This window comes from Thioalkalivibrio sp. ALMg13-2 (genome assembly GCF_000381185.1).
Lineage (GTDB): Bacteria > Pseudomonadota > Gammaproteobacteria > Ectothiorhodospirales > Ectothiorhodospiraceae > Thioalkalivibrio > Thioalkalivibrio versutus.
This window is the reverse complement of record NZ_KB906101.1, coordinates 119,434-142,500: the sequence shown is the minus strand read 5'-3', so window position 1 is coordinate 142,500 and position 23,067 is coordinate 119,434. Positions and strand designations below refer to the sequence as shown.

Below are 23,067 nucleotides of genomic sequence, written 5' to 3'. Positions count from 1 at the left end.
TCTTGAGGCGCTCGACAAGATCGTCCTCGAGCAGGATTTCATCGGTGCCGCGACGAATAACGGCCAGCTGGTCTTCGAGTTCCATGACGCCCCTTGGTCGAGATCAGAGACCGGCCGGGCTGGCCGATCGCGCGCAAGGATACCGCGACCCCCGAACGGACGCGAAATGCCGCGGTGGTCCAGAATGGACGCCGACCCATGTAATGCGCGCGCGAGGATCACCACTATGACGGAACGCTTTATCGGGCTGATGTCCGGCACCAGCCGGGACGGCGTGGACGCCGTGCTGACAGAGATCCGCGAGACCGGGCCGGTACGCGTGGTGGATCACTGCCAGCTGGGGTACCCCGACGACCTCGCCCAGGAGCTGGCGACGGCGGCCACCACTGAAACCCTGCGCTACCGGCACCTGGGCGCGCTGGATGCGCGGCTCGGCATGCTGTTCGCCCGTACCGTGCAAGCCCTGCTGGACCAGACCGGTCTGGCGCCGACCGCGATCCGGGCGATCGGCAGTCACGGCCAGACCGTACACCACGCCCCCGACGCCGATCCGCCCTTCACCTGGCAGATCGGCGATCCCTTCCGCATCGCAGAGGCCACCGGCATCGACACCGTGGCGCAGTTCCGGCCGCGCGATATTGCTGCCGGCGGCGAGGGGGCACCACTGGCCTGCGGATTTCACGCTACGCAGTTCGGATCCACGGACGAGACCCGCGCGGTCCTCAATCTAGGCGGCATCGCCAACATCACCTGGCTGCAGCCGGGTCAGCCCGTGATCGGCTTCGACTGCGGCCCGGCGAATACGCTGATGGACGACTGGAATCGGCGTCACCATCAGACGCCGTTCGATCATGACGGCGCATGGGCCCGCAGCGGCACGCCCGACCCCGAACTGCTGACCCGGCTGCTCCAGGATTCGTTCTTCCAGCGCCCTCCGCCAAAGAGTACCGGGCCCGAATACTTTTCGCCGGCCTGGCTCCGTGCCGGGGCTGGCGACCGCCTGGACCGAGCCCGGCCCGAGGACATTCAGGCCACCCTGGCAGAACTGACCGTGGAGGGCGTGCGGCACGCGCTGGAGCATCTGCACATGCAGCCGCCCGCCCGCTTGCTGGTGTGCGGCGGCGGCGCGCACAACCGCCACCTGATGAAGCGCCTCGCCAAGGCCCTGCCCGCGACCCTGGTGGAGACCACCGAACGCCATGGGGTCCCCCCACAGCAGGTGGAGGGTGCCGCCTTTGCCTGGCTGGCCGCGCGAACCCTTGCCGGCGAGCCCGGCAACCTCCCGGAAGTGACCGGCGCGCGCGGCCCACGCGTACTTGGGTGCATCATCCCCGGTGGCCCCCGGGCACCCGGGGGCCACTAGCGCGGGCCGTTCGCCCCGACCCGAAACAAATAAGGGCCCGATCCGGAATCCCGGATCGGGCCCTTTCTTAACCGCTTGTCAGCTTCTCTCTAGACCGAGAAGCTCGAACCGCAGCCGCAGGTCGTGGTGGCATTCGGATTGCGGATCACGAACTGCGCGCCCTCAAGACCTTCGGAGTAGTCGATCTCGGCACCCGCCAGATACTGGAAGCTCATCGGGTCGATCAGCAGGGTCACCCCACCATTCTCCACGAGGGTGTCGCCATCGCCGACGGTCTCGTCGAAGGTAAAGCCGTACTGAAAGCCGGAACAACCGCCCCCGCTGACGAATACGCGCAGCTTGAGGTTGTCGTTGTTCTCTTCCTCGATCAGCCCCTTCACCTTGGTGGCCGCGGCATCGGTAAAGATCAATGGGCTGGGCATTTCGATGTCCAGTTCCGCTTCGGACGTCATGGGCTCGGACATTCGGGGCCTCCTGTAATAATCATTTTCATTCACGCTACGGAAGACTGAGCCCCGGAGTCAAGAATGCTCATCTTCCGTGGGATTGGCCAGGGCCTGGGTCTCGCTCGTCCCGTCCAGCTCGCCCTCGAGGGGATGCTCCACCCGTTTGAGCAAGCCGTCGATCTGCGCGCCCTCTGCCATCTGCAGCACGGTGTAGTAGAGGTTACCGGCCAGACGGGCCGTCTCGCCAAGCTCCACGTGCTCTCCCACATGGACATCGCCACGCACCTCGCCGTTCATCAGCAGGTGCGGAACCGCGACATGGCCCTCGACCACGCCCCCACCCGCGACCACCAGAACGGCCGACGAATCGGTCGCGGCCCGGATATCCCCGATCACGCGGCCTTCGATATGCAACCCGCCTCCAAACTCGATATCACCGTGGACCACTGTATGGCGCCCCACCAGGGTATCCACTTTCCGCGCGCGGCGGCCTCGTTTGCGTCCCATCATTGCGTACTCTCCAGCAGGCGATCCCAGTCGGCCCATTCCGAAACCGGTTCAAGATCCTCGTCGTTCGCGGCGCTCGCCCTCAGCGTCAACCCGACCGGCTCGAAGCCCTCCGGAAGATGGATCCGGGCGCGCTGATTGCGCAACAACCGAAACCCCTCGACCAGGCGATCGTTCTCCAGCCCCAGCGCATCGGTCTCCAGGGTGGACAGCGCCTCTTCCCCGGTCGCATAGCCTTCGACCTCCAGCGCCCAGCGCAAATCCACCGAACGACTCAACCCCGGGCGGTAGAGCTGGAACACGACATCAAACACGCCCGACTGCCCCGTGCGCTGCAACTGCAGCGACCGGATGCCCAGGGCATCTTCACCCGCGCCCTCCGCAAGCCGCCGATAAAACGCCAGCTCCTCGCGCAACTCCAGCAACTCGGCCTCCTGGCGCTCGATGTCGCCGGAAAAGGCCGCGAGCTCCGCGGTCTTCATTTCCAGCTGCTGCTCGGCGTGGCGGCGCGCCTCCTCGGCAGCCTGGCGCGCGACGAGCGCCTGCTCCAGGTCATCCCGCAGGCCCTCGATACCGCGTTGCGCATCGACCGTGTCCCGTATGTCCTCGCGCCAGTTCTCGACCAGCCAGGCTCCGCCCGCCACCAACACCAGGATCAGCATCAGCAGCCCCGCGCGCCACCACCCGCCGCGGCGTCCCGACCCGCTGCGCCGCCGCGCGGGAATGCGCGGAATCCGGGGCAGACGTGGACGCGGGACACCCGTAGTCATGTGGCAGGCCAGGACATCAGGGGAAAACCGGCAGCCCGTCCAGACCGGCTGTCTCGGCCTGGCCGAACATCAGGTTCATGTTCTGCACGGCCTGCCCGGCCGCGCCCTTCACCAGGTTGTCGATCACCGACAGCACCATCAGCCGTCCGGAGTGCGGCGGCTGTGCCAGCGCAATACGACAAAGATTGGTGCCGCGCACGCTGGCCGTTTGCGGATGGGCCCCCGGCGGCATCACGTCCACGAACGGCTCGTCGCGATAGCGCTGCTCGAAACAGGCCTGCCAGTCCGCGTCCGCCACCTGCGGGCGCAGATAGAGCGTCGCGTGAATACCGCGCGTCATCGGCACCAGATGCGGCTGGAAGATCAGCCCGACCGACTGCCCGGCCACGCCACTGAGCGTCTGGTGGATCTCCGGCCAATGCCGATGCCCGCCACTGGCATAGGCGCGAAAATCTTCCTGCACCTCGGCGAAAAGCCCGCCGATCTGCGCCTTGCGCCCGGCCCCGCTGACACCGCTCTTGGCATCCGCGATCACGTCCGCGGGATCGATCAGACCGGCCTCCAGCAGAGGCAGAACCGCCAGCGACACCGCCGTGGGATAGCAACCCGGCACGGCGATCAGCCGCGCATCATGGATCTGCGCCCGGTTCAGTTCGGGCAGGCCGTACACGGCCTCGTCCAGATACTGCGGCGCACCATGCGCCTGTCCGTACCACTGCGCCCACAACTCGGGATCACGGATACGGAAATCCGCCGACAGATCGATGATGCGCGTGCCCCGCTCAAGCAGCGGCGCAGCCAGTCCATGCGCCACCCCATGCGGGGTGGCGAAAAAGACCACGTCGCACTCGCCCAGGGTCGCCTCGTCCGGGGCCTGGAAGACGGCATCCACCGCGCCGCGCAGGCTGGGGAACAAATCCGCCACGGGCGTGCCCGCCTCGCCGCGCGAGGTCACCACCTGAAGATCGGCCGCGGGATGCCGCGCCAGCAGGCGCAGGAGTTCCACTCCGGTGTAGCCGGTGGCCCCGACAACCCCGATGCGGATGGGTTTGCTGTTGGTTGCGTTCGTCATGCTGCGGCATGATACCGCCTTGGCCGGGACCACGGAACGCATGCGGTTTCGGCCAGTCCACAAATGCAGGCTATTCGATCAACGGATCACACCCCTATGAGCAAAGTCAGGATCGACCGCAAGGCCATCTTCGGAGGCATCTTCATCATCGCGCTGGTCGCCGTCGCCGCGACCATCTGGTTGACCGACGACGGCATGCGCCCGGCACCCGCCTTCGCCGCCACCACCCTGGACGGCGAGCCGGTAGCCCTGGAAGACTACGAGGGCCGGCCGGTGATGATCTCCTTCTGGGCAACCAACTGCCCGTCCTGCATCCGCGAGATCCCGGAACTGATCCACCTGCACGACACCTACGCCGACAAGGGCTTCGAGCTGCTGGCGGTCGCGCTGTCCTACGACCCGATCAACCGCGTGGAGGCCATGCGCGAGGACCGCGGGATGCCCTACAAGGTCATCCACGACAGCGACGACGCCTTTTCACAGGCCTATGGCGGCGTGCGCCTGACGCCGACCACCTTCCTTATCTCGCCGAATGGCCGCATCGTCTACCAGAAGCTGGGCGACCCGGACTTCGAACAGATCGAACGCCACCTGGAACGCTGGCTCTCCTGAGCCGCCCCGCGCAGGGACATCGCACCCGTTTCCGAGAAGGACCTCCATGCAAGCCTATAACTGGTTCCTCAGCCTGCACGTGATCTTCATGGTCACCTGGTTCGCCGGGCTGTTCTATCTACCGCGCCTGTTCGTCTATCACGCGATGACCGAGGACGCCCTCGGTCACGAGCGCTTCAAGGTGATGGAGCGCAAGCTGTTCTACGGGATCATGACCCCCGGCGCGCTGATCACCATCCTTTTCGGCGTGATCATGCTGGTGGATCGCTCGTTCTATCTGGCCGAGCCGTGGATGCACTTCAAGCTGACGCTGATTGCCGTCCTGGTGGCCTATCACGTCTGGTGCGGCAAGATCGTGCGCGACTTCCGCGATGACCTGAACCGACGCGATCACACCTGGTATCGCTGGTTCAACGAGATCCCGGTCCCGATTCTGGTGGGCGTGGTCGTGCTGGTGGTCAACCGCTCCATCGTGGATGCGCTCATCGCCATCGGCGTGGTGCTCGGGATCTTCCTCCTGAGTGCGCTGATCGCGCTGTGGCGGGCACGCCGCACCTGAGCTGCGCCCCCTGCCGGCCATGGGTGAGCGCCGCGGTCAGGTCTTGCCGGCGCGCACCAGCCCGCCCAGTCCGGCCTGGACCAGGGCATTGTTCAGCAGCGAACGGATCTGATCGGCGTTCTCCAGCAGCCGGCACTGCGCCAGCAAGGCCTCGGCGCGGTCAGTGGAGAAACTGCGGATCACCCACTTCACCCGCGGGATCGAGGACACGCTGACGCTCAGGCTGTCGATCCCCATCCCCAGCAGCAGGATCACCGCGGCCGGGTCGGCTGCCATTTCCCCGCAAACGCTGACCGGCTTGCCCGCCCGGTGCGAACCGTCGGTAATCGTCTCCAGCGCGTGGATGCAGGCCGGGTGCAGGGTGTCGTAGAGATGCGCCACACGGGCGTTGTTGCGGTCCACCGCCAGCAGGTACTGGACCAGGTCGTTGGTGCCCACGGACAGGAAGTCCACCCGCCGGGCAAGCATTTCCGACATGTACACCGCCGCCGGCACCTCGACCATCACCCCGATGCGAGGCATCGGGATGCGGAAACCCTCGTCCAGCAACTCTTCGCGCGCCCGGTTGAGCAGGGTCATCGCCCCCTTCAGCTCGTCCAGCGCCGAGATCATCGGGAACAGGATCTGCAGGTTGTCGTGGGAGCGACTCGCCTTGAGCATCGCCCGCAGCTGGGTCAGGAAGATCTCCGGGTGATCCAGCGAGATACGGATCCCGCGCCAGCCGAGGAACGGGTTGTCCTCCTTCACCGGGAAATATGGCAGGGCCTTGTCGCCGCCGATATCCAGGGTGCGCAGGGTCACCGGCATGGGGTCGAAGGAGGCCAGCACCTGCTCGTAGAGCTGGACCTGCTCCTCCTCGCCGGGGAAGCGGTCGCGGATCATGAACGGGACCTCGGTACGGTACAGCCCGACCCCCTCGGCCCCGGACGCCAGCGACGGCTTGATATCCGCCAGCAGCCCCGAGTTCGCGAGCACCGGCACGGCGACGCCATCGCGGGTCTCGGCCGGGTCCTTGGCCAGCGCACGCAGGTCCTCCGCCAGCTCACGCTCCTCGCGCACCAGACGCTCGAACTCCACGCGCAGCTCGGCGTTGGGGTTCACGAACAGCCGCCCGCGATAACCATCAACCAGGATCTCGCGCCCTTCCAGGCGCCCCACCGGGAGCTCGGACACGCCCATCACCGCCGGGATGTTGAGCGCCCGCGCCAGGATCGCGATGTGCGAAGAACCCGTCCCCTTGGCCGAGACCATGGCCCCCAACCGCTCGATCGGAACCTCCGCAAGATGCGAGGCGGTCAGGTCATCCCCGACCAGGATGCCGCCATCGGGAAACTCGTCCTGGCTGCGATCGGCCGGCAGCAGGTGCGACAGCACGCGGCGACCTAGATCGCGCACATCCGCCGCCCGCTCGCGCAGGTACGGGTCCTCCATATCCTCGAATACCCGCACGCTCTCACGCACCGTGTCGCGCAAAGCCGCCGGGGCCCACTGCCCATTACGGATGCGCGTCTGGGTCTTGTGCACCAGAGAGTCGGAACCCAGCAGCATCAGGTAGGCATCGAACAGCACCTGCTCGTCCGGCCCCAGGGCCTCGCCCATGCGCTGCTTCAGGTCCTCGATCTCGGTGCGGGTCTCCGCCACCGCCTGCCCGAAATGCTCCAGTTCGTGATCCACCCCGGCGCCTTCGCGATCCGGGATGGAGTCCATGTCCGCCAGGCGGTAGGCCACCACGGCCCGGCCAATGGCCACGCCCGGCGAGCCGGCAATGCCGGTGGCCTCGACGTTCACATGCCCGATCAGCGGGGTCTCGGAGGAGATCTCGTCGTTGAACTCGGCATAGGCGATCGCCCCGGCCAGCTGCGCCGCCAGGGTGATCAGGAAGGAGACATGCTCGTCATCAAACTTGCGCGCCTGGTGCTGCTGCACGACCAGTACGCCCAGCAGGCTGCGCTGGTGGATGATCGGGACCCCCAGAAACGCGAGGAAGTGTTCCTCGCCGGTCTCCGGGAAATAACGAAAACGCGGGTGGTCCTGAGCGCTGTCAAGGTTGACCGGCTCGGCCCGCGAGGCGACCAGACCCACCAGACCCTCCGACGGATCCATCTCGACCTGCCCGATGGACTCCTCGCGCAGACCCTCCGAGGCCATCAGCACCAGGCGCCCCGACTGCGGCGACTTCAGGTAGATCGAACAGACATCGATCTCCAGCGCCGCCTTCACCCGCGTAACGATGATATGCAGCGCTTCGAAGAAATCCGCGGCACCGTTCACTTCCTGCACCACACGGCGCAGGACCTCGAGCATCGAGGGCTGCTTCGGGACCGTCAACGCGAGGACACCGGCGAACGGGGCTGGGGCTGGGCCGGGCCACGGCGGCCAGAACGTCGCGCGCGCGCCTGTTCGAGTTCCGGGAACATCAGCGGCACCAGCTCGCACAGCGCACGGCGATAGACCTGGCGCTTGAAGTGCACGACCTCGCGTGCCGGACGCCAGTAGTCGATCCAGCGCCAATCATCGAATTCCGGGGTTTCCATCGCATCCAGCACCACGTCGCTCTCGTCTCCGACCATGCGCAGCAGGAACCAGCGCTGTTTCTGGCCGATACAGACCGGGCGTTGATGGCGCCGGACCATGCGCTCCGGCAGGCGGTAGCGCAGCCAATGGCGGGTACTGCCCAGCACCTCGACGTGCCGGGGGAACAGGCCCGTCTCCTCGTGCAGCTCGCGAAACATCGCCTCCTCGGGCGTTTCTTCCGCATGCACGCCCCCCTGGGGGAACTGCCAGGCCGCCTGCCCGACCCGCTTGCCCCAGAACAGCTGCTGTTCCGCGTTGCACAGGATGATGCCTACGTTTGCGCGATACCCGTCACAATCAATCACTTGCATCAGCCAGACGCTTCTCTATTACTGGCATTGTTCCACAGCCGGTGCCCCGGCGGCAAAGCCCCTACCATGCCTCCGGTGCCGGCCCCAAAAGGGGCCTGTGGCTGCAGCCGACGACGCCCGCCGGTACACTCGCGTCCGATCCAAGCCAACCCGAGAGCACCCTCATGGCCCTGGCCCTGTTCGACCTCGACAACACCCTGCTCGCCGGCGACAGCGATCACGCCTGGAACGAGTTCCTGGCAGAGGTGGGCGCCGTCCACCCGACCTGTCACGCCGAGACCAATGACCGCTTCTACCAGGAGTATGTGGCGGGCACCCTCGACATCCACGAATTCTGCCGCTTCGCCTTCAGCCCGCTGGCCGAACACCCACGCGCACAGCTCGAGGCCTGGAGGGAGCGCTTCATCGACACGCTGATCCGGCCAATGATCGCCCCCGGCGCCCCGCCCCTGCTGGCCCGACACCGCGAGGCCGGTGACGAGCTGGTCATCATCACCGCGACCAACCAGTTCGTCACCCAGCCGATTGCCGACCTGCTGGGCGTGGACCACCTGATCGCGACCCTGGCGGAGGAAGGCGAGGACCGAGAATTTACCGGCGACCTGACCGGGGTGCCCTGCTTCCAGGAAGGCAAGATCGAACGCCTGCGCCAGTACCTCGCGGATCATCCGGATCCCGAGGACAGCATCGCGCAGGCCAGCTTCTACAGCGACTCGCGCAACGACATCCCGCTACTGGAACGTGTGGGGCACCCCGTCGCAGTGGACCCGGACCCGACCCTCGCCTCGCACGCTCACAACCAAGGCTGGCCAGTCATCTCGTTGCGCTAGGGAGACGACGTCAGCTGAAGACGCTGGCGATCTGGGCGAGGCGCTGCCCCGCAGGGGTATCCGCCTTGCCGGCCGCCGCGACTGCATCGCGATAGCCGGCAACCAATTCCGGCACCACGGCCACCACCTGCTTGCGCCGCAGGCGCGCGGCACCGGTCACCGGCCAGGTTGCCCGGAAGTCGCAGTTGTCCAGCGCATCGCAGACCCACAGGCTCCATTCGTGGCGGGTCACGTCGATCTCGTGCTGACGAATGACCAGCCGATAGACATGCTCGGCCTGCATGTCCGCCATGCCCACGGCGGGCCCCACGTATTCCACCTGCAACTCGCCGGCGAGCCGGTTCAGCTCCTGCTCCAGCGCGGCCAGGGCCTGATCGACCTCTGCGTTCAGCGTGCCACCCGCTTCGGCGGCGGCGACCAGGGGGCGGAGGGACTCGACTTCGAACTCGCTGCTCATGCTGCGTACACTCCCGGGATGCGGAACAAGAACGCCCCGGGGGTGCCGGGGCGCGCGCAACCTTAGCACGGGAGCCCCCATTCATGAATCATCCCCCGATCGCGCTGACCATTGCCGGCTCCGACCCCGGTGGCGGCGCCGGCCTGCAGGCCGATCTGACCACCTTTACCCGCCTCGGCGTACACGGGGGTACGGCCGTGACCGCGATCACCGTGCAGGACACCCGCAACGTGTTGGACTTCAGCGTGCTGTCTGCGGAACAGCTGCGCGCCCAGATCGAGGTCACCCTGGCCGATCTCGCCGTCGCCGCAATCAAGATCGGCATGCTGGGCTCAGTGGAAAACGTAAAAATGGTCGCGGCGCTGCTGGCCGAGCACCCGCACATCCCGGTGGTGCTGGACCCGGTGATGGTCGCCGGCGGCGGCGGGGCGCTCGCGACCGAAGCCGTGGTGGACGCGACCCGCGAGGCCCTGCTGCCACGCGCCACCCTGATCACGCCCAACGGACCGGAGGCCGCGCGCCTGGCCCGAACCGACGATGCCACCCAGTGGGGCCAACGGCTGCGCGAACGGGGCGCGCGCAACGTCTTGATCACCGGCGGCCACGAAGGCGGCGATCAGGACCCCATCATCAACCGCCTGTACCGCGAGGACGGGCACATGCGCGCCTTCGAGCTGCCGCGCCATCCGGCCGGCTTCCACGGCTCCGGCTGCACCCTGGCTGCGGCGATCGCCGCCTTCCTGGCGCGCGGCCGTGACCTGGAGCCGGCGGTGATCGAGGCCCAGGCCTTCATGAACGACGCCGTCGCACGGGGCTACGCCCCCGGCCACGGCCAGCACGTCCCCAACCGGCTGTGCCCACATGGCGACTGAGCATACCCCCCGCCTGCGCGGGCTCTATTTCATCACCCCGGCGGTCCCGGAGGACGCGAACCCACGCGCCACACACCTCGCCAATGCCAAGGCTGCGCTGCGTGGCGGTGCGCGCCTGATCCAGTTCCGCGACAAGACCCTCGCAGGCGCCGCACGCGAGGCCATCGCCCGCGAACTGGTCGCCCTTGCGCATGCGCACGGCGCGCTGTGCATCATCAACGACGACACCGAGCTGGCCGCGGGCGTCGAGGCCGATGGCGTGCACCTCGGGCGTGACGACCCGGACCCGGTCGCGGCCCGCGCGCGGCTCGGCCCCGGCGCGGTGGTCGGCGTCTCCTGCTACAACGAGCTCGAACGAGCCCGCTCGGCACAGGTGGCCGGCGCGAGCTATGTGGCCTTCGGTTCCGTGTTCCCCTCCCCGACCAAGCCCGACGCGGCACGCGCGGATCTCGAGCTGCTGCGCGAGGCACGCACCACACTGGAGCTGCCGATCTGTGCGATCGGCGGGATCACGGCGGCGAACGCCCCCGAGGTCGTCGCGGCCGGGGCAGACCTGCTCGCCGTGATCCAGGGCATCAGCGCCGCGCCCGACCCCGAGGCCGCCGCGCGTCAGATAAGCGGACTGTTCGACTGATCCCTTTGCACCCGCCCGCAGCCGTCGCTATGGTTGCCGGGCTTCCCGAATTCATCGACCCGAATCCAACAATCACAGGACACCGTCATGCAGGAAACCGAGCGTCTGTTCGAGGCCGCCAAGCAGCACATCCCCGGCGGCGTGAATTCCCCCGTGCGCGCCTTCAAGGGCGTCGGCGGGACCCCGATCTTCATGGACCGCGCCAACGGCGCCTACATGTGGGACGCCGACGGCCAGCGCTATATCGACTACATCGGTTCCTGGGGCCCGATGGTGGCTGGCCACGCCCACCCCGAGGTGATCGAGGCGGTGCGCGAGGCCTGCAACAACGGCCTGTCCTTCGGCTGCCCCACGCGGCTGGAGAACGACATGGCCGCGAAGGTCTGCGAGCTGGTGCCGTCGATGGATATGGTCCGCATGACCAACTCGGGCTCCGAGGCGACCATGAGCGCGATCCGCCTGGCGCGTGGCTATACCGGCCGCGATCGCATCGTGAAGTTCGAGGGCAACTACCACGGCCACGGCGACTCGCTCCTGGTGAAGGCCGGTTCCGGGGCCCTGACCCTCGGCCAGCCGAGCTCCCCGGGCGTGCCCAAGGAACTGGCCGCGCTGACCAGCACCCTGACCTACAACGACCCGGACGGCGTGCGCGCGTTCTTTGCCGAGAAGGGTGACGAGGTCGCCTGCATCATCGTCGAGCCCATCGCGGGCAACATGAACTGCATCCCGCCCGAGCCGGGCTTCCTCGAGACCCTGCGCGAGGTCTGCGACCAGCACGGCGCGGTCTTGATCTTCGACGAGGTGATGACCGGCTTCCGCGTGTCGAAGAACTGCGCCCAGGGCTACCTGGGCGTAACCCCGGACCTGACCACGCTGGGCAAGATCATCGGCGGCGGCATGCCGGTCGGGGCCTTTGGCGGCAAGCACGCCATCATGGAACACCTCTCGCCGCTGGGGCCGGTCTACCAGGCCGGCACCCTGTCCGGGAATCCGATCGCGATGACCGCCGGGCTGAAGACCCTGGAGATCCTCTCGCGCCCGGGCTTCCACGACGAGCTGGAGACGCGTACGAAGAAGGTCGTCGCGGGCTTCGAGGACGCCGCGCGCGAGGCCGGCGTGGCCCTGACCACCAACCAGGTGCCGGGCATGTTCGGGCTGTTCTTCTCGGAGCAGAAGGTCACCGATTTCGCCGGGGCCACCGCCTGCGATACCGCCGCCTTCGGCCGCTTCTTCCACGCGATGCTGGGCGAAGGCGTCTACCTGGCCCCCAGCGCCTTCGAGGCCGGCTTCATGTCCAACGCCCATTCGGACGCCGACATCGACGCGACCATCGAGGCCGCCCGCAAGTCCTTCAAGGCGCTCTGAGCGCGCCCTCGCCTCTCCTGCGCAGTGAACCGGCGACCCCAGCGGTCCGCCGGTCCGCTGGGCCCTGACTCGCCACTACGCACGAATGACCGAGACACTGATCCAGTCACCGCTGGCGCTGGGGCTGCTGTTTGTGGCGCTCGGCCTGGTCGCGGGCATCCCGGCTGGCATGTTCGGCATCGGCGGCGGGCTGATCCTGGTGCCAGTGTTCGTCGCCGTATTCAGTCTGCTGGCCTTCGATTCGGCCAGCCTGGTGCAGCTCGCGGTCGGCTCCTCGCTGGGCGCGATCATCCCCACGGCGATCCTGTCGGCGCGCGCCCACCACCGCCGGGGCGGCGTGGACGGCGCGGCGGTACGCCGTCTCCTGCCGGGCATCATCGTCGGCGCGCTGATCGGCGCCTGGCTGGCCACGCGCATCGACTCCGACCACCTGGGGCGTATCTTCGGCGCCTTCGAGGTGGCGATCGGCATCTGGATGCTCCTGAACATCCAGCCACCGGAGGCCCCGGTACCCCGGCGCAGCGTCTGGCTGGGCGGCGGGGCATTGATCGGTGCGATCTCCTCGCTGATCGGCATCGGCGGCGGCACGCTGACCACGCCGTTCCTGGTCAGTCAGGGGCTGGAGCTGCGCCGTGCGATCGGCTCGGCGGCGGCGCTGGGCGTGCCGATCTCCATCGGTGCCAGCCTGGTGTTCGCCCTACCGCAATGGGCCGACCCGGCCTATCAGGCGCCGGAATGGGCCCTCGGCTATCTCTACCTGCCGGCCATCCTCGGCGTCGTGATCGGCACATCCATCAGCGTGCGCGGTGGCGTCTGGCTGACCCATCACCTGCCGGTCGCTCACCTCCGCCGCGGCTTCGCCGGCATCCTGATCCTCGCCGGCATCCTCATGCTCATCCGCTAGCACTCGCCCCCGCCGGCTCTTCCCCCGCTGTAGGATGCCGATGAGCGCAGCGAATCGCATCGGTCCGGCGATTGCCCCGCAGCTTGAGGCTGGTCCAGGTTCGTCCACTGTGTTTACGCCGGCTTCGGTCCACCACATGCCAGGTGGTGGCTGGCCCTGGTTCATCACCCGGTGTTTACGGTGGCTTCGGTCCGCATACTGCCCGGCGCTGACTCGCCAGCGCGCCGCGAGGTACTTCTTTGCTCGTGCAAAGAAGTACCCAAGAAACACGCCCGACTGCCGCGACCCCGGCCCGCTGCGCGGGCCGGGGTTTCCCTCGCTCCGAGGCTTTTCGCGGGCGGCGCTGAACTCGCTACGCCTTCGGCTTCGCTCAGACATCCAGCGCCCCGTGTCTATTTAGAATCGTCCCGCGAAAAGCCTCTCCACTCGGCGCGACGACAACGGGAGGCAGGTCAAGACAACGGCGGTCCGAAGGCCTGTGCCATTGGATGGAGGCGGGCTGTTCCGGCATCTGGGCACGCTCGGCCTGCGGCCATGGCGTGCCGCGCCCGCGTAGCGGGCGCCAGGGGGTAGGATGCGGATGAGCGTAGCGAATCGCATCAGGGTGTCGCACGGCGTGGGAGATGGTGCGTTTCGCTGCGCTCAACGGCACCCTACGGGGTACCGTTTGTTTTGACCTTCTCCCCCGTATGGAGCCCCTCGTGGAGGGCGTGATGGGCCGGCCAGTTAACAATAGACATGGGGCGCTGGATGTCTGAGCGAAGCCGCAGGCGCAGCGAGTTCAGCGCCGCCGGCCCAGCGCGTCCGGAGCGAGGTTCACGGGCGAAATCCGGGTGCCCTTCTTTGGGTACTTTCTTGGGCAAGCAAGAAAGTACCTCGCGGTGCGCTCGCGAGTCAGCGCCGGACAGTATGCGGACCGAAGGCACCGTAAACACCGACGATGAAACAGGGCCAGCCACCAACTGCGTTGAGGGTCAGGCGATGAGTCGGGTGGCGAGAGCGAACCACAGGGGCAGGGTGACCAACGACAGCGCCGTGGTCAGCGTGACCGCGGCCGCGTAGAGGCCGGTGTCCAGGCGGAAGCGATCGCAGAACACCAGTCCCAGGACCATCGCCGGCATCGCCGCCTCCAGCACCGATCCGACACCGGGCACACCCTCGAGGCCGGTCCACAGCACCAGGCCCAGCGCGAAGATGGGGGCCAGAATCAGCTGGACCACGGCCACCACCGCCAGAGGCCGGGCATCGCGTCCACGAAAGCGATTGAATACGAGCGCCAGGCCCAGCGAGAACAGCATCAGTGGGGCCACGCTGTCCGCCAGGAAGCCGAGAAAGACGTCCAGCCAGTCGAGCAATGGGACCCCGGCGAGATTCAGCGCCACACCCACCACCGCCGCCCAGATCGACGGCACCGCCGCCAGCCCGCGCAGTGGACTCCCGCCCCCGTACAGGCGTACCGCCTCGGGATCGCCGTAGCGCCGCGCCAGCAGCACGCCCAGTGTCAGTACCAGCGGGAGGCAGGCAAACAAGTCGTACTGGATCGCCACCGCGCGGCCAGGCTCGCCGAACAGGCTGTCGAGCACCGGGAGACCGAGATAGGTGGCATTGGGCCAGGCAGCCGCCAGCAGCATCGCGCCGATCGCCGCACGCTCCGCCATGCAGACGCGACAGGCCAGCAATGTGACCCCGACCATCGCCAGAACCGTGAGGCCCGCCACCAGGGCGATACGCAGGGAGTCGAGGCCCAGCGGGGCCACCCACAGCACCTGCAGGACCAGCGCCGGAAGCAACAGGTAGTAGACCAGGGTCGTAAGGACCCGGCGCGTCGTATCCGCATCCAGACCACCCGGCTGCAGGGCGCGCCAGACCACGCCCGCGACGATCAGCGCCCCCATCTGGGTCATCACGCTCAACATGGCAGGCGTCCGGCCTCGGGGAGCTGGGGCATGGTGACGGCATCCTTTCGCGCATGGCACAGGGGTTTGCGGTCATTCTACGATCCTGGCACGCGCCCCACACAAAAAAACCCGGCGGGGCGACGCCCCCGGCCGGGTTCGATCTCGCGGGCTGGGCCCGCGGGAAACCGTTGTCAGAGGCGGCTTACGCGCCCCCGGCCTGCTCCTGTTCCTGCTGCTGGCGCTCGACGTCGGCGCGCACCTGCTCCATGTCCAGCTCGCGCACCTTGCCCAGCACCTCGTCCAGCTGACCGGCGGACAGCACGCCCGGCTGGGAGAACACGATGATCTGCTCGCGGAAGATCATCAAGGTCGGGATGGAACGGATCTGGAAGGCGCCGGCGATGGCCTGCTCCTCGTCGGTATTCACCTTGGCAAAGACCACGTCGGAGTGCTTGCCGGAGGCCTCCTCGAAGGTCGGGGCGAACTGCTGGCACGGGCCACACCAGGGGGCCCAGAAGTCCATGATGACGATGTCATTCCCGGTAATAGTGGATTCGAACGTGTCCTGCGTGAGTTCCTGAACGGCCATGATGGCGGGCTCCGGTTAAAAATGTCCCCGAACCTTACCAGCCTCCGCGGCCGCTTTCAGGATTTCGATGCTGCGAGCATGGCCGCTCGCAGGCGTTCCAGACGCTCGATCGGGTCGTCGGCCTCCAGCAATTGCTGCTTGATTTCGAGGTCGATCGGGAGCAGTTCGGTCAGCCGCGCGGCAACCCAGGTCGAGTCGTCGAAGCGCCGTTCCAGGTGCGACCAGGGCGTACCCAACTGGTCCAGCAAGCGCTCCAGCAGGTCGGCCAACGAGGCATAGTCGACCGGCAGGCTCACCTCGGGATACTCCGGCAAGGGCTCCACATCACCCAGCCACAGGCCGTCATCGGCGTGCCGGGCATTGTGGATGACCCGCCGGCCCTCGCCCTTGACCAGGATCCCCAGCAACCCGTCGGGACGCTGGTCCCAGTCCACAATGATCGCCTCGGTGCCGACACTGTAGAAACCCGCGGAGGGATCCGTCTCGGACGGGAGTTCACCGGATTCGCGTTCCGGTTCGGTCGCCACGATGACGAAGCGACCATCGCTGCGCAGGCAGCGCCGCACCATGTCCAGATAACGGGTCTCGAAGATCCGCAGCGGCAGCAACCCCTCGGGGAACAACACCGTGTTCAGCGGAAACAGCGGCAGCGTGGTCATGCATCCTCTCCCGGCTCCGGGGCCGCGCCCCAGCGCGGCACCAGGGCGTGCTCGACGTCGAGGTGATCCAGCACCCGCGCCACCATGAAGTCGATCAGGTCATCGATGGACTGCGGACGGTGATAGAAGGCCGGATTGGCCGGCATCACCACTGCGCCCATGCGCGCCAGACGCAGCATGTTCTCCAGGTGGATCTCGGAGAACGGCGTCTCGCGCACCACCAGCAGGAGCTTGCGGCGTTCCTTGAGCACCACGTCGGCGGCACGCTCGATCAGCCCGCGCGAGGCACCGGTCGCGATGGCCGACACGGTGGCGGTGGTGCAGGGGCAGACCACCATGGCCTCCGGCACGGCCGAGCCACTGGCGACCGGGGCGGTCCATTGCTCGGGCCCGTAACAGTGGATCTGATCGGGGGCCGCCTCATAGCGCTCAGTGAAGTAGCGCGCAATCTCCACCGGGCGGCCGGGCAAATTCAGGTCCGTTTCCAGCCCGAGGACGACCTGGGCCGGCTTCGACAGCATCAGGTGCACCTGGACGCCGGACTCGACCAGGCACTGCAACAGGCGCAAACCATAGGGCGCACCGGAGGCGCCGGTCAGGGCCAGAGAGATGCTGCGCGGGCGTTCGGTCATGCGGGCGTCCCCTGCAGGGCGTCAATCAGGCGCAGGTGCAACCCGTCGAAGCCTCCGTTGCTCATGATCACCAGCGTATCGCCGGATCGAACGGTGGCAAGAATCCCCTGCAGCAGGGATTCGATATCGCGCGCCACGGACAGGTGCTCGCCGAGTTGCTGTTGCAGGCCCTCGGTGGACCAGTCGATCTCCGGGGCATGGTACAGATGGACTGCGTCGGCCTGCGCAAGCGCCGTACCCAGGGCCTCGGCGTGCACCCCCATGCGCATCGTGTTGGAGCGCGGCTCGAGGATCGCCACCAGACGCCCACCCGGCGCCACCTGTCCGCGCAGCCCTTCGAGGGTCAGGCGGATCGCCGTGGGATGGTGGGCGAAGTCGTCGATCACCCGGATGCCGTCGATCTCGGCGCGCAGCTCCTGGCGCCGACGAACGCCGCGAAACGCCGGCATGGCGGCCAGGCCCGTAGCCAGCGGAACGCCGGCATGCCGAGCGGCGGCCAGGGCCGCCAGGGCATTCGCCAGGTTGTGACGCCCGGTCAGCGACCATTCCACCCGCCCCTGTGCCACGCCATCGGCCAGCACCTCGAAGACCGAGGCCTCGGGGTTCAGGGCGCGCGCGGCCAGCGCGGGGGTCGCATTTCCAGTGTCGCCTTCAGGGTTGGTCGCGAGGCGCTCCACCGGCGTCCAGCACCCCATCTCCAGCACCCTCTCCAGTGCGGCATCACCGGCCGGCATCAGGATGCGCCCCTGCCCCGGCACCGTACGCACCAGGTGATGGAACTGGAGCTCGATCGCGGACAGGTCGGGGTAGATGTCGGCGTGGTCGAATTCGAGATTATTCAGGACCAGGGTGCGCGGGCGGTAATGGACGAACTTGGCGCGCTTGTCGAAGAACGCGCTGTCGTATTCGTCGGCCTCGATCACGAAAAACGGAGCATTCCCCAGGCGCGCACTGACCCCGAAATTGCCGGGGACTCCGCCGATCAGAAAGCCGGGGCTCATCCCCGCGTATTCAAGAATCCAGGCGAGCATGCTGGCGGTCGTGGTCTTGCCATGGGTACCGGCCACCGCCAGCACCCAGCGATCACGAAGGATGTGTTCGGCCAGCCACTGCGGGCCCGAGGTGTAGTCCAGCCCGCGATCCAGCAGGGCCTCGACGACGGGCATGCCGCGGCGCATTACATTACCGACCACGACGGGCCCCGCGTCGGGCAGCGTATCGGGGTCGTAGCCCTCGTGGTAGGCAATCCCGGCCTGTTCCAGCTGATCGCTCATGGGCGGGTACAGCTTCTGGTCGGAACCCGTGACCGCATACCCCTGCGCGCGCGCCAACTGGGCCAGTCCGCCCATGAAGGTCCCGCCAATCCCGAGGACGTGGAGCTGCCCGCCGGTCACTGGAACAGCCCGATCGCGGTCTGGGTGGCCACGCTGGAGACCACTATATAACCAAGCGCGATCAGCATTCCCACCAGACGCGAACCCAACCCCAGCGCCTGCTGCAGGATGTGACCAAAGACGAGCAGCAACCAGGCCAGGAGCACCAGCATGCCGAACACGACCCCGGTGGCGACCTCCTCCGGGTCGCGCGCCGGATCGGGTCCGCCCGCCAGCACCATCAGCAACGCCATCAACAAGCCCAGGACCGCGCCGGTCCCCGCCATCGCGGTGAAGGTCTGGCGCCAGCGATCCGCTACGCCCTGCATGCTCAGCAGGATGGCGACAAAGGCATACAGGACCACCAGGTCCATCACGTTCAGTGCCAGCGCCTGGCCGAAGCCGTACAGCGGGATCCCGATCACCATGCCGGCGATCAGGGCGATGCCGACCCAGAAGACCAGCGTGCCGTTATCCGCCGGCAGGTCCTGCGGCCCGGCGTGCAGGCGCAGGATGTTCAGCATCGCGGCAAGGCCGTTCAACGTTCGCTCTCCTCGGCCTCCATGGCCTCCAGCGCCTCGAGCTCATCCAGTTCGTCCAGCATGGCATCGGCCTCGCCATCCGGCCTGCCGCCCCGCACCAGGAAGTCCCGGCGCTGCAGGTAACCCTGGCGCATCGCGATGTAGGGGTCGTCGGACAGTTGCGCCAGCATACGTTCGGTCGGGATCAAGCCGGCGCGCATGTCGACCACGTCCAGTGCGATCAGGCCGATCCACCACCCGGTGTGATCGTCGCGCAGGTTGGTGTGATAGAGCGGGCTGGTGTAGCCATCCACCAGCCGCGCCGGGGCATCCCGTGCCGTGCTCGGTCCGAGGAAGGGCAGCTGGAGGTAGGGGCCTCGCGCCACGCCCCAGGCGCCCAGTGTCTGGCCGAAGTCCTCGTTGTTCTTGTCCAGCCCCATGGGCGAGGCGACGTCGATCAGCCCGAACAGCCCGAAGGTCGAATTGAACATGATTCGCCCGGTATCCGAGGCGGCGTTTTCCAGGTTGCCCTGCAACAGGTTGTTGAACAGGACCGTGAAGTCATTGAGGTTGGAAAAGAAGTTGCCCACCCCGGTCTGCACCGGTTGCGGCAGGCGCTGGTACTGCACTGCGGCCGGGCGCAGCAGCGACTCGTCGAAGTCCTGATTGATCTCGAACACCGCCCGGTTGTAGGGCTCCCAGGGATCATCGGGGTGGCGGTCCTCGCTGGGCACCGTCGCGCAACCGGCCAGGCCAAGGAACATCAGGGCCAGCAGGCCCGGGCGCAAACAGGAGACAACAGACATGTGATTCCTTAATTTTTCGATCCGGCGCCGAGCCGGTTACGCTCAGGCCCCCGTGATCGGGTAGATGTCCGCCTTGCGGGCAACCCCGACCTGACCGCGGCCCTGATCCTTGGCTTGATAACAGGCGCGATCCGCTGCGACAAAGGCCTCGTCCACCCCCGGCACGTCCGGTCCCAGCTCGACCACGCCCACCGAGGCGCCAATGGTGACGTCCCGGGCCTCCACCTGCAACGGCCGGTCGGCAAGGGCCGAGCAGATCCGCTGACCAAGGATACGCCCATACTCCGCGTTCGTATCGCGCGCGATCACGGCGAACTCGTCACCCCCAATCCGGGCCACGGCATCGTGACCCCGGGTCAGCTGGCGCAGCACATGAGCAACTTGGCGCAGCAGTTCGTCGCCGACCCGATGGCCATGGCGGTCGTTCACGTCCTTGAAGTAGTCGAGGTCCACCAGCAGCAGGCTGGCCACCGCACGGTTGTCGCGGGCGGCATGCATGGCAATCTCCAGCTCGCGCTCGAAGGCGCGCCGGTTCAACAAGCCGGTGAGGCCATCGTGGCTCGCCTCGTGCACCAGCCGATCCACCAGCCTGCGTTCCTCGGAGACATCCGTCAGCACCAGCAGGGTCCGCACGGAACTACCGGCTACCGGGTCAAGCGCGGTACGGGCGATACGCACGATCAATTCGTGACCGTCACGCCGGACCAGGCGGGCATCCGAACGCTCGCCGAGGGCCTGGTTCAGCGCTTCGCCCCGGGCATCCGCCGGCAGCAGGGGGCGGCCGGTACCCAGTTCGCGCAAGTCGAGCAGTTGATCCAGGGAACAACCCAGAACCTGATCCCGGGTCAGGCCCGCCAGCTCGCGGGCCGCAGGGTTCACGTAGGAGATCCCGCCACGTGCATCCAGGGTGATCACCGCATCCGGGATCGCGTCCATGCTGCGCTCGAGGTTGCGCCCGGAGCGGCGCACCCGGGTGTGGACCCGCGAGACATACAGCAGCGCCAGGAGCGCGACCACGGCCAGCGCCGAGACCAGCCACAGGATGTTGTCACGCAGCCAGACCAGGATATCGAAGGGCTGCGGCGCATACAGGCCAACTCCCAGTTCGTACATCAGCCCGTGCACGTCCTCGTAGGACCGGGGTGCTGCCCAGCCGCCGATGCCGGCCGCCTGACTTGCCGAATGTTCCGCATCCAGCGACAGGGTCGCCAGCAGGATGGCATGCGCCAGCCCGGTATCCAGGTCACCACGCATCGCCAGCGGCCACTCGGGGTACAAACGGGTACTGGCGCGGTAAGTGAACGATGGGAAGGCGCGCTCGCCGACCACCCGAACCTGCTCCACCCGTGGATCGCCACGTGCCTCCAGGTCCTCCAGGATGCCGGTCCGGAAGGTCGCGGCATCGACCTCCCCCTGCAGCACCCAGTCGAGGCCGCGGCCGACCGGAAAGCCGGTAAATACCACCGACGCCAGATCACTCTCGACGTCCAGCCCGGCCGCCTGCAATTCGCGCCAGGTCATCCACCAGCCCCCAAAGGCATCAGGATGCACTGCGGACAAGCGCTGCCCCCGCAGATCGTCCAGCTCCACCAGGTCATCCCGATCGGCGCGGGCGATCACGACGGCCCCGAACCGGTCCTCGTCACGGCCCACCTGACGCGGCTGCATGGTCGCGATGCGCGATATCCCGTGCTGCTGCTCCAACATCACGTAGGAACCGCTGTTGGTCAGGATCAGATCGAAGCGCTGGTCTGCTACCGCCGCCTGCAACCCGTCGTTGTCCACCGGCTCCAGCACGAAACGGGCCCCGTCGATCTGCTCTGACAGGTACTCGACGAATGGCGTCCAGCGTTGGCGTGCCACATCGTCGCCGCGGTGGGCGAGCACCCCGAAGACCAGGCGCTGCTCGTCCACCGCCGCCGTTTCCTCCGCGAACAAGGGCGCCGAGCGATACAGCAACAGAAAACCCACCAGGAACACCGCCAGGCCACCAGACATCCACGCGTTTCCCGGGCGCCGGAGCGGGGCAACCCTCAATGAGGAGCGCTGGCGGCCCGCCCCGCTCATTTCATGTCGGCTTGCGGTTGCGGCTGGCGGCGATACGCAGGCGCAGCGCGTTCAGGCGGATGAAGCCCTCGGCGTCCTTCTGGTCGTAGGCGCCGGCGTCATCCTCGAAAGTGGCGATGGCATCGTCGAACAGGGTGTCCTCGGAGCGACGCCCCGCGACGATCACGTTGCCCTTGTACAGGCGCAGGCGCACCTCGCCGTTGACCACGCCCTGGGTGTCGTCAATCGCGGCCTGCAGCATGCGCCGCTCCGGGCTCCACCAGTAGCCGTTGTAGATGATGCTGGCGTAGCGCGGCATCAGCTCGTCCTTCAGGTGCGCGGCCTCGCGGTCCAGGGTGATGGATTCCAGCGCCCGGCGGGCACGCAAGAGGATCGTGCCACCCGGGGTCTCGTAGCAGCCGCGGGACTTCATGCCGACATAGCGATTTTCGACGATATCCAGGCGGCCGACACCGTGGGCCCCGCCACGCTCGTTGAGCTTCGCGAGCAACTCCGCCGCGCTCAGGCGCTCGCCGTTGATCGAGACCGGATCGCCCTTCTCGAAGCCGATGGTCAGGGTCTCGGATTCGTCCGGCGCAGCCTCCGGGGAGACCGACCAGCGCCACATGTCTTCCTCGGCCTCGGTCCACGGGTCCTCCAGCGGGCCACCTTCGTAGGAGATGTGCAGCAGGTTGGCATCCATGGAATACGGCGACTTGGTGCCCTGCTTCTTGTAGTCCACCGGGATGTTGTGCTGCTCGGCGTAGGCCATCAGGCGCTCGCGCGAGTTCAGGTCCCACTCGCGCCAGGGGGCGATCACCTTGATGCCCGGCTTCAGCGCGTAGGCGCCCAGCTCGAAACGCACCTGGTCGTTGCCCTTGCCGGTGGCGCCGTGGGCGATCGCGTCGGCTCCGGTCTCCTCGGCGATCTCGACCAGGCGGCGTGCGATCAGCGGGCGCGCGATGGAGGTACCCAGCAGGTACTCGCCCTCGTAGATCGTGTTGGCGCGGAACATCGGGAACACGTAATCGCGCACGAAGATCTCGCGCAGGTCCTCGATGTAGATCTGCTTCACCCCCAGGGCCTCGGCCTTGGCGCGGGCCGGCTCGACCTCCTCGCCCTGGCCCAGATCGGCGGTGAAGGTGATGACCTCGCAGCCGTACTGATCCTCCAGCCATTTGAGGATGACCGAGGTATCCAGACCGCCGGAGTATGCAAGGACGACGCGCTTGATCGAGGAGCTCATAAGAATTTCTATCCTTTTCCT

At 67.3% G+C, this 23,067-nt stretch carries 25 protein-coding genes (1 of these 25 only partly in view); 8 read left to right on the top strand and 17 right to left on the bottom strand.

Going from position 1 to position 23,067, the window contains the following annotated elements; translation table 11 throughout:
- Positions 1–85, bottom strand: the 5' end (the start) of a protein-coding gene (gene tyrS / locus F618_RS0102140) for a tyrosine--tRNA ligase (RefSeq protein WP_018951617.1). The gene continues 1,121 nt to the left of window position 1, outside the view; 85 of the gene's 1,206 nt are visible here — the first part of the coding sequence; its start codon is at positions 83–85; its stop codon lies beyond the left edge, outside the window.
- Positions 86–226: 141 nt separating this feature from the next.
- Here tyrS and F618_RS0102135 point away from each other — a divergent pair, with 141 nt between their 5' ends.
- Positions 227–1,363 (top strand): anhydro-N-acetylmuramic acid kinase, encoded by a 1,137-nt coding sequence (locus tag F618_RS0102135; RefSeq protein ID WP_019567645.1) that lies wholly within the window; start codon positions 227–229, stop codon positions 1,361–1,363.
- An 89-nt stretch (positions 1,364–1,452) separates the two neighbouring features.
- On the opposite strand, the gene erpA is transcribed toward F618_RS0102135, so the two are convergent.
- From erpA to argC, 4 genes are all read right to left on the bottom strand, one after another.
- Complete coding sequence (gene erpA / locus F618_RS0102130) at positions 1,453–1,827, bottom strand: iron-sulfur cluster insertion protein ErpA (protein ID WP_018145294.1); 375 nt, start codon at positions 1,825–1,827, stop codon at positions 1,453–1,455.
- Between the two features lie 57 nt (positions 1,828–1,884).
- A complete protein-coding gene (locus F618_RS0102125) occupies positions 1,885–2,319 on the bottom strand; it encodes a polymer-forming cytoskeletal protein (protein WP_018937262.1) in 435 nt (144 codons plus the stop codon).
- A complete protein-coding gene (locus F618_RS0102120; RefSeq protein WP_018937263.1) occupies positions 2,316–2,978 on the bottom strand; it encodes a DUF6776 family protein in 663 nt (220 codons plus the stop codon). The genes F618_RS0102125 and F618_RS0102120 overlap by 4 nt, the downstream gene beginning before the upstream one ends.
- Positions 2,979–3,102: 124 nt before the next feature.
- Positions 3,103–4,158: an N-acetyl-gamma-glutamyl-phosphate reductase gene (gene argC / locus F618_RS0102115; protein WP_018175876.1), complete on the bottom strand. Its 1,056-nt coding sequence runs from the start codon at positions 4,156–4,158 to the stop codon at positions 3,103–3,105.
- A 96-nt stretch (positions 4,159–4,254) separates the two neighbouring features.
- On the opposite strand from argC, the gene F618_RS0102110 reads away from it, so the two are divergent.
- Positions 4,255–4,770: a peroxiredoxin gene (locus F618_RS0102110; RefSeq protein WP_018145290.1), complete on the top strand. Its 516-nt coding sequence runs from the start codon at positions 4,255–4,257 to the stop codon at positions 4,768–4,770.
- A gap of 46 nt (positions 4,771–4,816) precedes the next feature.
- Complete coding sequence (locus tag F618_RS0102105; protein ID WP_018145289.1) at positions 4,817–5,329, top strand: CopD family protein; 513 nt, start codon at positions 4,817–4,819, stop codon at positions 5,327–5,329.
- A gap of 36 nt (positions 5,330–5,365) precedes the next feature.
- Here the strand turns inward: F618_RS0102105 and ptsP are convergent, their stop codons facing one another.
- Together ptsP and F618_RS0102095 are read right to left on the bottom strand one after the other, a co-directional pair.
- On the bottom strand, positions 5,366–7,633 hold the full coding sequence (gene ptsP, locus F618_RS0102100; RefSeq protein WP_019567644.1) for a phosphoenolpyruvate--protein phosphotransferase: 2,268 nt from the start codon (positions 7,631–7,633) through the stop codon (positions 5,366–5,368).
- A gap of 20 nt (positions 7,634–7,653) precedes the next feature.
- Positions 7,654–8,214, bottom strand: a complete 561-nt coding sequence (locus F618_RS0102095) for an RNA pyrophosphohydrolase (RefSeq protein ID WP_018169060.1) — start codon at positions 8,212–8,214, stop codon at positions 7,654–7,656.
- Between the two features lie 164 nt (positions 8,215–8,378).
- Between F618_RS0102095 and F618_RS0102090 the strand changes: the two genes are divergently transcribed.
- Positions 8,379–9,044: an HAD family phosphatase gene (locus F618_RS0102090; protein WP_019567643.1), complete on the top strand. Its 666-nt coding sequence runs from the start codon at positions 8,379–8,381 to the stop codon at positions 9,042–9,044.
- A 10-nt stretch (positions 9,045–9,054) separates the two neighbouring features.
- On the opposite strand, the gene F618_RS0102085 is transcribed toward F618_RS0102090, so the two are convergent.
- Positions 9,055–9,501, bottom strand: a complete 447-nt coding sequence (locus F618_RS0102085) for a hypothetical protein (RefSeq protein WP_018175878.1) — start codon at positions 9,499–9,501, stop codon at positions 9,055–9,057.
- Between the two features lie 83 nt (positions 9,502–9,584).
- Here F618_RS0102085 and thiD point away from each other — a divergent pair, with 83 nt between their 5' ends.
- From thiD to F618_RS0102065, 4 genes are all read left to right on the top strand, one after another.
- Positions 9,585–10,373 (top strand): bifunctional hydroxymethylpyrimidine kinase/phosphomethylpyrimidine kinase, encoded by a 789-nt coding sequence (gene thiD, locus F618_RS0102080; RefSeq protein WP_019567642.1) that lies wholly within the window; start codon positions 9,585–9,587, stop codon positions 10,371–10,373.
- Complete coding sequence (gene thiE / locus F618_RS0102075; protein ID WP_018145283.1) at positions 10,363–11,007, top strand: thiamine phosphate synthase; 645 nt, start codon at positions 10,363–10,365, stop codon at positions 11,005–11,007. Before thiD ends, thiE begins: the two co-directional genes overlap by 11 nt.
- Positions 11,008–11,094: 87 nt before the next feature.
- Complete coding sequence (hemL, locus tag F618_RS0102070) at positions 11,095–12,372, top strand: glutamate-1-semialdehyde 2,1-aminomutase (protein ID WP_019567641.1); 1,278 nt, start codon at positions 11,095–11,097, stop codon at positions 12,370–12,372.
- 85 nt (positions 12,373–12,457) lie between these two features.
- Complete coding sequence (locus F618_RS0102065; RefSeq protein ID WP_019567640.1) at positions 12,458–13,276, top strand: sulfite exporter TauE/SafE family protein; 819 nt, start codon at positions 12,458–12,460, stop codon at positions 13,274–13,276.
- A 974-nt stretch (positions 13,277–14,250) separates the two neighbouring features.
- On the opposite strand, the gene F618_RS0102060 is transcribed toward F618_RS0102065, so the two are convergent.
- The 9 genes from F618_RS0102060 to F618_RS0102020 all read right to left on the bottom strand — a co-directional run bounded on the left by F618_RS0102060 (position 14,251) and on the right by F618_RS0102020 (position 23,046).
- A complete protein-coding gene (locus F618_RS0102060; RefSeq protein WP_018175596.1) occupies positions 14,251–15,192 on the bottom strand; it encodes an AEC family transporter in 942 nt (313 codons plus the stop codon).
- A 184-nt stretch (positions 15,193–15,376) separates the two neighbouring features.
- Entirely contained in the window at positions 15,377–15,763 is a 387-nt protein-coding gene (trxA, locus tag F618_RS0102055; protein ID WP_018145279.1) for a thioredoxin, read from the bottom strand.
- A 56-nt stretch (positions 15,764–15,819) separates the two neighbouring features.
- The gene (locus tag F618_RS0102050) at positions 15,820–16,422 is read right to left on the bottom strand and encodes an LON peptidase substrate-binding domain-containing protein (protein WP_019567639.1); all 603 of its coding nucleotides are present in this window, start codon (positions 16,420–16,422) and stop codon (positions 15,820–15,822) included.
- Positions 16,419–17,054 carry a flavin prenyltransferase UbiX gene (locus F618_RS0102045; protein WP_019567638.1) on the bottom strand — a complete coding sequence of 212 codons (636 nt, stop codon included), beginning with the start codon at positions 17,052–17,054 and terminating at the stop codon, positions 16,419–16,421. The genes F618_RS0102050 and F618_RS0102045 overlap by 4 nt, the downstream gene beginning before the upstream one ends.
- Positions 17,051–18,448, bottom strand: coding sequence for a UDP-N-acetylmuramate:L-alanyl-gamma-D-glutamyl-meso-diaminopimelate ligase (gene mpl / locus F618_RS0102040; RefSeq protein WP_019567637.1), 1,398 nt, complete (start codon positions 18,446–18,448; stop codon positions 17,051–17,053). The genes F618_RS0102045 and mpl overlap by 4 nt, the downstream gene beginning before the upstream one ends.
- Complete coding sequence (locus F618_RS0102035) at positions 18,445–18,969, bottom strand: hypothetical protein (RefSeq protein ID WP_019567636.1); 525 nt, start codon at positions 18,967–18,969, stop codon at positions 18,445–18,447. Before F618_RS0102035 ends, mpl begins: the two co-directional genes overlap by 4 nt.
- Complete coding sequence (locus F618_RS0102030) at positions 18,966–19,754, bottom strand: VacJ family lipoprotein (RefSeq protein WP_038071032.1); 789 nt, start codon at positions 19,752–19,754, stop codon at positions 18,966–18,968. The genes F618_RS0102035 and F618_RS0102030 overlap by 4 nt, the downstream gene beginning before the upstream one ends.
- A gap of 42 nt (positions 19,755–19,796) precedes the next feature.
- Positions 19,797–21,752 carry a diguanylate cyclase gene (locus F618_RS0102025; RefSeq protein WP_019567634.1) on the bottom strand — a complete coding sequence of 652 codons (1,956 nt, stop codon included), beginning with the start codon at positions 21,750–21,752 and terminating at the stop codon, positions 19,797–19,799.
- Between the two features lie 70 nt (positions 21,753–21,822).
- Complete coding sequence (locus tag F618_RS0102020) at positions 21,823–23,046, bottom strand: argininosuccinate synthase (protein ID WP_019562805.1); 1,224 nt, start codon at positions 23,044–23,046, stop codon at positions 21,823–21,825.
- Positions 23,047–23,067 lie beyond the last annotated feature (21 nt).

Excerpts from the sequence above, each read along its gene's own strand:
- hemL (WP_019567641.1), top strand. The coding sequence starts at position 11,095 with ATGCAGGAAACCGAGCGTCTGTTCGAGGCCGCCAAGCAGCACATCCCC.
- F618_RS0102125 (WP_018937262.1), bottom strand. The coding sequence starts at position 2,319 with ATGATGGGACGCAAACGAGGCCGCCGCGCGCGGAAAGTGGATACCCTG.
- F618_RS0102065 (WP_019567640.1), top strand. The coding sequence starts at position 12,458 with ATGACCGAGACACTGATCCAGTCACCGCTGGCGCTGGGGCTGCTGTTT.
- erpA (WP_018145294.1), bottom strand. The coding sequence starts at position 1,827 with ATGTCCGAGCCCATGACGTCCGAAGCGGAACTGGACATCGAAATGCCC.
- F618_RS0102135 (WP_019567645.1), top strand. The coding sequence starts at position 227 with ATGACGGAACGCTTTATCGGGCTGATGTCCGGCACCAGCCGGGACGGC.
- F618_RS0102045 (WP_019567638.1), bottom strand. The coding sequence starts at position 17,054 with ATGACCGAACGCCCGCGCAGCATCTCTCTGGCCCTGACCGGCGCCTCC.
- F618_RS0102025 (WP_019567634.1), bottom strand. The coding sequence starts at position 21,752 with ATGTCTGGTGGCCTGGCGGTGTTCCTGGTGGGTTTTCTGTTGCTGTAT.
- F618_RS0102110 (WP_018145290.1), top strand. The coding sequence starts at position 4,255 with ATGAGCAAAGTCAGGATCGACCGCAAGGCCATCTTCGGAGGCATCTTC.
- F618_RS0102060 (WP_018175596.1), bottom strand. The coding sequence starts at position 15,192 with ATGTTGAGCGTGATGACCCAGATGGGGGCGCTGATCGTCGCGGGCGTG.
- F618_RS0102090 (WP_019567643.1), top strand. The coding sequence starts at position 8,379 with ATGGCCCTGGCCCTGTTCGACCTCGACAACACCCTGCTCGCCGGCGAC.
- F618_RS0102030 (WP_038071032.1), bottom strand. The coding sequence starts at position 19,754 with ATGTCTGTTGTCTCCTGTTTGCGCCCGGGCCTGCTGGCCCTGATGTTC.
- thiE (WP_018145283.1), top strand. The coding sequence starts at position 10,363 with ATGGCGACTGAGCATACCCCCCGCCTGCGCGGGCTCTATTTCATCACC.
- F618_RS0102085 (WP_018175878.1), bottom strand. The coding sequence starts at position 9,501 with ATGAGCAGCGAGTTCGAAGTCGAGTCCCTCCGCCCCCTGGTCGCCGCC.
- ptsP (WP_019567644.1), bottom strand. The coding sequence starts at position 7,633 with ATGCTCGAGGTCCTGCGCCGTGTGGTGCAGGAAGTGAACGGTGCCGCG.
- argC (WP_018175876.1), bottom strand. The coding sequence starts at position 4,158 with ATGACGAACGCAACCAACAGCAAACCCATCCGCATCGGGGTTGTCGGG.
- F618_RS0102105 (WP_018145289.1), top strand. The coding sequence starts at position 4,817 with ATGCAAGCCTATAACTGGTTCCTCAGCCTGCACGTGATCTTCATGGTC.
- F618_RS0102095 (WP_018169060.1), bottom strand. The coding sequence starts at position 8,214 with ATGCAAGTGATTGATTGTGACGGGTATCGCGCAAACGTAGGCATCATC.
- trxA (WP_018145279.1), bottom strand. The coding sequence starts at position 15,763 with ATGGCCGTTCAGGAACTCACGCAGGACACGTTCGAATCCACTATTACC.
- F618_RS0102120 (WP_018937263.1), bottom strand. The coding sequence starts at position 2,978 with ATGCTGATCCTGGTGTTGGTGGCGGGCGGAGCCTGGCTGGTCGAGAAC.
- thiD (WP_019567642.1), top strand. The coding sequence starts at position 9,585 with ATGAATCATCCCCCGATCGCGCTGACCATTGCCGGCTCCGACCCCGGT.
- F618_RS0102050 (WP_019567639.1), bottom strand. The coding sequence starts at position 16,422 with ATGACCACGCTGCCGCTGTTTCCGCTGAACACGGTGTTGTTCCCCGAG.
- F618_RS0102020 (WP_019562805.1), bottom strand. The coding sequence starts at position 23,046 with ATGAGCTCCTCGATCAAGCGCGTCGTCCTTGCATACTCCGGCGGTCTG.